Genomic DNA, 7,150 nt, shown 5'->3' with positions numbered 1-7,150 from the left:
GCAGCCAGCCGGCACGCGAGAGGTGGAACACGAGCGACAGCCCGCCGCTCGTCTCGAGGGCGATCCACTTGCCGTGGCGGCTGACGGCGTCGACGACGAGCCCCGCGAGCGCCTGCGGTGACGGGTCGAACGTCTTGAGCACGGCGATGGAGGCGAGTTCGACCCCGACGATCGCGCGCCCGACGATGCGCTCGTCGAGAAACCCGACGAGCCCGCTCACCTCTGGCAGCTCAGGCATGAACATGTCTCCTCGCCCGTCGCGCCTGCGGGGCCGCAATGGCGGCGACCGAACCACGCCCCGGATCGACGACCGCGCTCACACGTTCGTGGAGCACGAAACCGTTGGGCCCCTCGAGCCACGGCACGCCCGGCACCCGACCGGCCACGTCGTCCATCTGCAAGGGATGGCCGTGGCTGAGCAGCTGCTGCGCGGGCGTGAGCTGACGGATGGCGATACCCGCGACGTGCTCGGGATAACTGAGCGCGAACTTCTCGTACAACGCCGGGTCGTGCTGGCCATCGTCACCGACGAGGAGCCAGCGGACGTCCGGGAACTCGGACGCGAGACGCCGCAGCCAGCGACGCTTGTGCTCCGGGCCGGAGCGGAACCACGCCGTCTCCGTCGGCCCCCAGTCCGTCAGCAGCAGCGTGCCGCGCGGAAAACCGCTGCGGCGCAGGAAACGCGTGAGAACGGGTTGGGTGTTCCAGGCACCCGTCGACAGGTAGAACATCGGCGCACCCGGGTGCCCCGAGAGCATCGAGCGATAGAACGCCGCCATGCCCGGCACCTCGCGACGCACCGTCTCGCGCACGACGAACGTGTTCCACGCCGCGATGAGCGGGCGCGGCAGCGCCGTGATGAGGGCCGTGTCGTCGATGTCGCTGATGATGCCGAAGCGCGCCTCACCGCTGATGATCTGCATCGCGGCGTGCGTGACGATGCCGTCGCACTCGATCGTCGCCTCGTGCCAGCCGTCGCGCAGGCCGTGGCCGACGACCTCGATGTCGAAGTACCCGCCCCGGTCGGTGTGGCCGACGGCGCGCGCGGCGCCGAGGCTCACCGTCACCTCTTCACCGGTCTGCGGGACGGAGAAGAAGGCCCGGAATCCGCGGCGTACGAGCGAGTCGTCGTGCGCGGCGGGCACGGCGGGCTGGCCGCTCTTGCCCATGACGACGCGGCCCAGCACGACGGCGCGCCCGCCCTCGGGGATGCGGCGCTGACGGCCGCTCGGCTGCCCCGATGCACGCCACGTCTGGGTCTTCGGGCGTGGGGCGCTGACGTAGGGGTTACGCCCCTCGAGTTCGGGGTCGACCGAGCCGAACCCGACGTACGGGAACACGCGCTTGCGCCAGTGACGCCGCTCGAGCAGCGTCGACGTCGAGCTGTTCAGCCGATCCTCGAGGCGGGAGGCGATGTGCGCGCGAGACATGCCACCACCCTATGACCCCGCACCGACAACCGCTGGGCAGCGGCGAGGATACGGGGCCGGGGCGGCGGTGAGCGGTCGATGCTCAGGCGTGGGTCAGGCCTGCGTCTTCGGCAGCGCGGCTTCGACGGTGGGGGTACCCGCGTCCTCGTCGTCCTTCAGCGCCGTGATCTCGCGGACGAGGCGCTCGAACTCGGGCGTGTCGACGGTGACGCCGGCCGCGTCGAGGCCCTCCTGCAGCTTGTCGGCGATCTTCGCGTCGCTCGCGCTGTAGTCCCACGACGTCGCGGTGTCGACGGCGGCCTGCGCGGCCTGGCGTGCGGCCTGCAGCTCTTCGTCGGTGTACGAGTTCATGCTCTGCTCCTTCGCGGTGGGTCGCGTCCGAGCACCTCGGACGCCTGCAGGCCAGTGCACCACGAGCCCGACGTCCGCCGCACCGCCCTTACGGGTGGCCGCCTCCCGCATGATCCGCGGGCAGCATCCGCCCGAATGGCACACGTGTGCTCGCCAGCCTGACGAAGCCGCTGCGTGAACGCGAGGGGACGTTTGACCCATCCTGGCGCCAAACCCTAGCCCTGGGGATGTCATGTCGACCAAAATGGGGGCATGGGAAAGAAGAAGTTCAAGACGCAGGACGAGACCTGGCAGCACAACTACCCGTACGACGTGAAGATGACACGTACGGAGTACGAGTACCTCAAGCGCCAGATGCAGATCGAACTGCTCAAGATGCAGGCGTGGGTCAAGGAGAGTGGCGAGAAGGTCGTCCTCATCTTCGAGGGGCGTGACGCCGCCGGCAAGGGTGGTTCGATCAAGCGCTTCAACGAACACCTCAATCCGCGTGGTGCGCGCACCGTCGCCCTCGACAAGCCGTCCGAGCGCGAGATGGGCCAGTGGTACTTCCAGCGCTACGTCTCGCACCTGCCCACCGCCGGTGAGATCGTCTTCTTCGACCGCTCCTGGTACAACCGCGCCGGCGTCGAGCGCGTCATGGGTTACTGCACCGACGAGCAGTACGACGAGTTCATGCGCACCGCGCCGCAGTTCGAGCAGATGCTGACGGGCTCCGGCATCCACCTGCGCAAGCTGTGGTTCTCCGTCGGCAAGGCCGAGCAGCTGACGCGCTTCGAGAAGCGCCGCACCGACCCGTTGCGTCAGTGGAAGCTGTCGCCCACCGACCTCGCCTCCCTCGACAAGTGGGACGACTACACGAAGGCGAAGGAGGCCATGTTCGAGCACACCGACACCGAGTGGGCCCCGTGGACGGTCATCAAGAGCAACGACAAGAAGCGCGCCCGCGTCGAGGTCATGCGCTACGTGCTCGACTCGCTCGACTACCCGGGCAAGAACACCGACTTCATCCACGCGCCCGACCCGCTCATCGTCGGCCCCGCCAAGCACATCCTCGACGAGGGTGAGGGCGGCTTCCAGGAGGGCTACCCCGACCGTCACGACGGCGGCAAGACGCCGACGCACACGGCCCCGAAGTCGAAGTCGGCTGCCAAGGCGCGCGCCAAGGCCCAAGCCGAGGTCAAGGCGCTCGAGATGCAGCGGGCCGCCGAGTCCATCGCGCGCGGTGACGGCGACAAGTCGGCTGAGCAGAAGTCAGCCGAGGCCAAGGCGGCCGAGGGGCGCTGACGCCGCTCACGCTCGCGCAGGCGAACACGATGGCGGGTAACTCACAGGTAGGCGGGCAACTTCGCGCCTACTCGCGAGTTACCCGCCATCATGACGTTCGGGGTGGGTGGCTCGGGGGTTCGTGACGCCCGGGTCAGGGGGCGACGAGACGTCAGGGTTGAGTGTCGGCGCGCTGCTTCGCGAGGCGTCCCTCGAGGATCTCGAGAGCGGCGTCGAGCGTCGCAAGTTCGTCCTCGCTCATGCCGTCGAGCAGCGGGACGACGACCTCGGCGCGCGCCTCGCGTGCCTTCGTCAGCGTCTCCCGGCCTGCGGGCGTCATCGTGACGAGCGTCGCGCGCCCGTCGCGCGCGTCCTGTGAACGATTGACGAGGCCGAGGCCCTCGAGGCGTTTGACCTGCGTCGTCATCGTCGGTTGAGACGAGTTGTCGGCCGTCGCGAGATCGCCGATGCGTGACGGGCCGAGGTCGTTGATGAGGGAGAGCAGCCGCAGCTGAGCCGCGGGGGCGGGCAGCTGCGCGTGGCGTGACGCCCATCGGTTGAGCCGGGCCACGACGAGCAGCAGACGGTCGCCTCGTGAAGTCGTCATGCTCGCCATCGTAGGACCCGCGGGCGTCTCGAGGGGCGAGGTCAGCGTCACCGCCTCACCCCGACGGGCGGGGTGAGGCGAACATCGTTCACTGCGGCCGCAGTTCGCGCTTGAGAATCTTTCCGGTCGCGCCCTTGGGCAGCGTTTCGATGAACGTCACGTGGCGCGGGTACTTGTACGCGGCGACGCGCTCCTTCGCGAAGGCCTTGACGGCGTCGGCGTCGAGGTTCGAGCCCTCGGTGCGCACGACGAAGGCGGCGACCTCCTCGCCGTAGTGCTCGTCGGGCACACCGACGACGGCGACCTCCGCGATCTCCGGGTGCTCGTACAGCACCTCCTCGACCTCGCGGGGGTAGACGTTGTACCCGCCGCGGATGATCATGTCCTTCGAACGGTCGACGATGAAGTAGAAGCCGTCCTCGTCCTGGCGGGCGAGGTCGCCGGTGTAGAACCAGCCGTCGCGGATGGCCTTTGCCGTCTCCTCCGGCTTGTTCCAGTAGCCCTTCATGATGTTGTGCCCGCGCACGGCGACCTCGCCCACCTCACCGACGGGCAGCGGGTTGCCGTCGAGGTCGGCGACCTTCATCTCGACGCCCTCGATCGGCGTGCCGATCGAACCGGGCTTGCGCTGCGCGTTCGGGTGGTTGAACGACGCGACGGGTGAGGTCTCGCTGAGGCCGTAGCCCTCGAGGATCGTCGCGTCGAAGCGCTCCTCGAACTTGCGCAGCACCTCGACGGGCATCGCCGAACCACCCGAGATGCAGGTGCGCAGCGACGCGAGCTTCACCTCGGGTGCCTTCGCGGCGGCCGCGAGCATCGCCTGGTACATCGTCGGCACGCCCTCGAAGACGGTGACCGAGTCACGCTCGATGATCTCGAGCGCCTTCGTCGGTTCGAAGCGCGGCAGCAGGGTCAGCGTCGCGCCCCTGGAGACGGACACGGCCATCGCGCACGTCAGGCCGAAGACGTGGAACAGCGGCAGGCAGCCCATGACGACGTCGTCGGACGTCACCTCGACGAGCGTGCGCGCCGTGACGTCCTGGTTCTCCTCGAGGTTGTCGTGGGTGAGCTCGGCCCCCTTCGGGCGACCTGTCGTCCCCGAGGTGTAGAGGATGACGGCGGTGTCGCTGCCATCGCGCTCGACGATGTCAAACGTCGGCTCGAACTTCGCGAGCAGGCTCTGCAGCTGATCGTCACCGACCTCGACGAACGTGACGCTCTTCTGCTCGGCCGCCATGGCCATCTCACCGGCCATGCCGAACGCGAGCTTCACGCCGGCGTCCTCGAAGTAGTAGTCGATCTCGCGCCCCATGAACAGCGGGTTCATCGGCACGAGAACGGCGCCCGCGCGCCACACGCCGTACGCGACGACGGGGAACGCCGGCACGTTGGGCAGGCTGAGCGCGACGCGATCCCCGACGCCGACCCCCTGGTCGGCGAGGAAGGTCGCGAGTCGTTGCGTCGCGTCGTCCAGCTGCGACCACGTCAGCGTGAAGTCGTCGAGCTTGATCGCGACGTCGTCCGGCTGACGCTCGGCGGTGCGCGTGAGGTTGGCGGCGATGTTGAGCTCGTTCGTCATGACGTGATCCTAATCACTCAGCCCGGGTGTTCAGTGACCCGGGTCACGCATGTCCCGAAACCCCGCCGCCGCACCCGTCAGCTGCTCGAGGTGATCCTGCAGCACGTCGAGCGCCCAGTCGCACGGATCATCCGGCCCCTGACGGATGAGTTGCAGCGCCAGCCCGTCGAGCAGGGCGTGCAGACGCCTGGGCTCAGAGTCGGCGCTTCGCGATCCGGCCAGCAGGCCGACCGCGTCGAGGCGGCCGATGACGATGACGCACATCTGGCGCAACGCTTCGTCGGACTTGGTGCACTCCTCGCGCATCTGCGGGTCCGCCAACGCGCTGATGGACAGGGCCAGCCAGACCTCCATCTCGACGCGGCGGTCTTCGTCGAGGGGCAGGACGTGGGTGCACGCCTGCCACGCGAATTCGCGGGCGTCGAGGTCCACTGGCAACGCGCGAAATCGTTCGACCCCGCGCTGGAGCACCAGCTCCAGACAGAATCGGACGAGGCTGCGCTGCGTCGGGAAGGAGCGACGCAGTGAGCCGACCGCGAGATCCGCCTGCGCGGCGACGTTGCGAACGGACAGACCCCGGATTCCCCTGCTACGGAGCACCTCCCATGCCGCCTCTGCGATGGCGATCTCTCTCGCGGCATGATCGATGACCTTCGGCACCCCGCCATCTTAGTACGGTCGTGCTAACTTGTTTTTGGTACAACCGTACTCATTGGGAGGGTCATGATCGTCGCCATCATCGCTGCCTGCGAGATCCTCTTCTGGGTCTTCGTCATTGCGGGCCTGGCCGCGCGCTACCTCCTCGAGCGCCGGCGCCTCGGAGCTGCCCTGCTCGTCATGGCCCCCGTGACCGACCTCGTCCTCCTCGCCGCCACGGCCATCAGCCTGCACCGCGGTGACGCGGCACATCTCGGGCATGCGGTGGCCGCCGTCTACATCGGATTCAGCGTGGCCTACGGCCATCGCATGATCGACTGGTGTGACACACGTTTCGCCCATCGCTTCGCGGCCGGGCCGGCGCCCGTCAAGGCGACCGGGGCGACCTACACCCGCCAGTGCTGGGCCGACGTCGCGCGGACGAGCGTGGCCGCGGCCATCACCTGCACGCTGACGGCGGTACTCATCGCGATCGCAGCCGACACCTCGTCCGCGGGCGCACTTTCGGGCAACTACACGTGGATGGGCGTCATTCTCGGCCTGGACGTGTTGTGGGCCGTCAGCTACACGCTGTGGCCACGACGCGCCTCGAAGAACGGCTGACACCACGCCGAAGGTGGGGCGCAGATCCGGGAGCGCCCGGATGCTCATGGTGGCAAGGTGGACATGCCAACCGACGACTCGAGCGACGAGGAACCGTCATGCGTCTGCCCCGACCCCGCTTCACCCCGCAGATCATGCGCGTCGTGCGTGACGTCGACCGTCTCGACCGTTCGCTGTTCACGGCGATCGCCGAGCACCGCAGCCCCATGCTCGACCGCGTCATGCCGAAGCTGAGCCGCGCCGCCGACTACTCGGTGCTGTGGATGGCGGTGGGCGCCGGGCTCGCCGCGACCGGCGACCGTCGGCTCAAGTGGGCCGCCGAGCGCGGGCTCGGCAACATCGCCCTCGCGAGCCTCCTGACGAACCAGGTCGGCAAGCGGCTCGCGCCACGCCTGCGCCCCGGGATCGAGAGCGTTCCGCTGGCTCGGCGCGTCTTCCGGCTGCCGACGTCGAACTCATTCCCCTCCGGCCACAGCGCGAGCGCCGCCGCCTTCGCCATGGGTGTGTCGACGGAAGCGCCCGCGGCCGGCATCGTCGTGCAGGCGCTCGCGGGACTCGTCGCGTTCTCCCGCATCGCGACGGGCGCCCACTACCCGAGCGACGTCGCCGTCGGCTGGGCGATCGGCTCGGCCGTCTCGACGCTCGGGGCGCGCGTGCAAC

9 protein-coding genes are annotated in these 7,150 nt (G+C 68.8%); 3 read left to right on the top strand and 6 right to left on the bottom strand.

Annotation, left to right across the window (positions count from 1 at the left end; genetic code table 11):
* The 3 genes from AX669_RS01520 to AX669_RS01510 form a co-directional block, all read right to left on the bottom strand.
* Positions 1 to 238, bottom strand: a 238-nt coding sequence (locus tag AX669_RS01520) for a DNA-formamidopyrimidine glycosylase family protein (protein ID WP_304438397.1), incomplete at its 3' end; no start/stop codon positions are given.
* The gene (locus AX669_RS01515) at positions 231 to 1,430 is read right to left on the bottom strand and encodes an App1 family protein (RefSeq protein WP_006943514.1); all 1,200 of its coding nucleotides are present in this window, start codon (positions 1,428 to 1,430) and stop codon (positions 231 to 233) included. The genes AX669_RS01520 and AX669_RS01515, both read right to left, overlap by 8 nt.
* 93 nt (positions 1,431 to 1,523) lie before the next feature.
* Positions 1,524 to 1,781, bottom strand: a complete 258-nt coding sequence (locus tag AX669_RS01510) for a hypothetical protein (RefSeq protein WP_006943508.1) — start codon at positions 1,779 to 1,781, stop codon at positions 1,524 to 1,526.
* 252 nt (positions 1,782 to 2,033) lie between these two features.
* Here AX669_RS01510 and ppk2 point away from each other — a divergent pair, with 252 nt between their 5' ends.
* Positions 2,034 to 3,065: a polyphosphate kinase 2 gene (gene ppk2 / locus AX669_RS01505; protein WP_062256158.1), complete on the top strand. Its 1,032-nt coding sequence runs from the start codon at positions 2,034 to 2,036 to the stop codon at positions 3,063 to 3,065.
* A gap of 151 nt (positions 3,066 to 3,216) precedes the next feature.
* Here ppk2 and AX669_RS01500 read toward each other — a convergent pair whose 3' ends face one another.
* From AX669_RS01500 to AX669_RS01490, 3 genes are all read right to left on the bottom strand, one after another.
* Positions 3,217 to 3,651, bottom strand: coding sequence for a MarR family winged helix-turn-helix transcriptional regulator (locus AX669_RS01500; RefSeq protein ID WP_040014252.1), 435 nt, complete (start codon positions 3,649 to 3,651; stop codon positions 3,217 to 3,219).
* Between the two features lie 88 nt (positions 3,652 to 3,739).
* Entirely contained in the window at positions 3,740 to 5,230 is a 1,491-nt protein-coding gene (locus tag AX669_RS01495; protein WP_062256156.1) for a long-chain fatty acid--CoA ligase, read from the bottom strand.
* Positions 5,231 to 5,260: 30 nt separating this feature from the next.
* A complete protein-coding gene (locus tag AX669_RS01490; RefSeq protein WP_051805479.1) occupies positions 5,261 to 5,890 on the bottom strand; it encodes a TetR/AcrR family transcriptional regulator in 630 nt (209 codons plus the stop codon).
* A gap of 63 nt (positions 5,891 to 5,953) precedes the next feature.
* Between AX669_RS01490 and AX669_RS01485 the strand changes: the two genes are divergently transcribed.
* On the top strand, positions 5,954 to 6,490 hold the full coding sequence (locus tag AX669_RS01485) for a hypothetical protein (protein WP_062256154.1): 537 nt from the start codon (positions 5,954 to 5,956) through the stop codon (positions 6,488 to 6,490).
* A 98-nt stretch (positions 6,491 to 6,588) separates the two neighbouring features.
* A partial coding sequence (locus tag AX669_RS01480; RefSeq protein ID WP_156444884.1) for a phosphatase PAP2 family protein occupies positions 6,589 to 7,150 on the top strand: 562 nt, incomplete at its 3' end.

The organism is Dermacoccus sp. CCH2-D9 (assembly GCF_001556795.1).
GTDB classification, from domain to species: Bacteria; Actinomycetota; Actinomycetes; order Actinomycetales; family Dermatophilaceae; genus Dermacoccus; species Dermacoccus nishinomiyaensis.
The sequence above is the reverse complement of the archived record's forward strand: the minus strand, read 5'-3'. Positions and strand labels throughout refer to the sequence as shown.

What these genes read in the sequence shown, in the direction of transcription:
- AX669_RS01515 (WP_006943514.1), bottom strand. Translation starts at nt 1,430, where the DNA reads ATGTCTCGCGCGCACATCGCCTCCCGCCTCGAGGATCGGCTGAACAGC.
- AX669_RS01510 (WP_006943508.1), bottom strand. Translation starts at nt 1,781, where the DNA reads ATGAACTCGTACACCGACGAAGAGCTGCAGGCCGCACGCCAGGCCGCG.
- AX669_RS01485 (WP_062256154.1), top strand. Translation starts at nt 5,954, where the DNA reads ATGATCGTCGCCATCATCGCTGCCTGCGAGATCCTCTTCTGGGTCTTC.
- AX669_RS01495 (WP_062256156.1), bottom strand. Translation starts at nt 5,230, where the DNA reads ATGACGAACGAGCTCAACATCGCCGCCAACCTCACGCGCACCGCCGAG.
- AX669_RS01500 (WP_040014252.1), bottom strand. Translation starts at nt 3,651, where the DNA reads ATGACGACTTCACGAGGCGACCGTCTGCTGCTCGTCGTGGCCCGGCTC.
- ppk2 (WP_062256158.1), top strand. Translation starts at nt 2,034, where the DNA reads ATGGGAAAGAAGAAGTTCAAGACGCAGGACGAGACCTGGCAGCACAAC.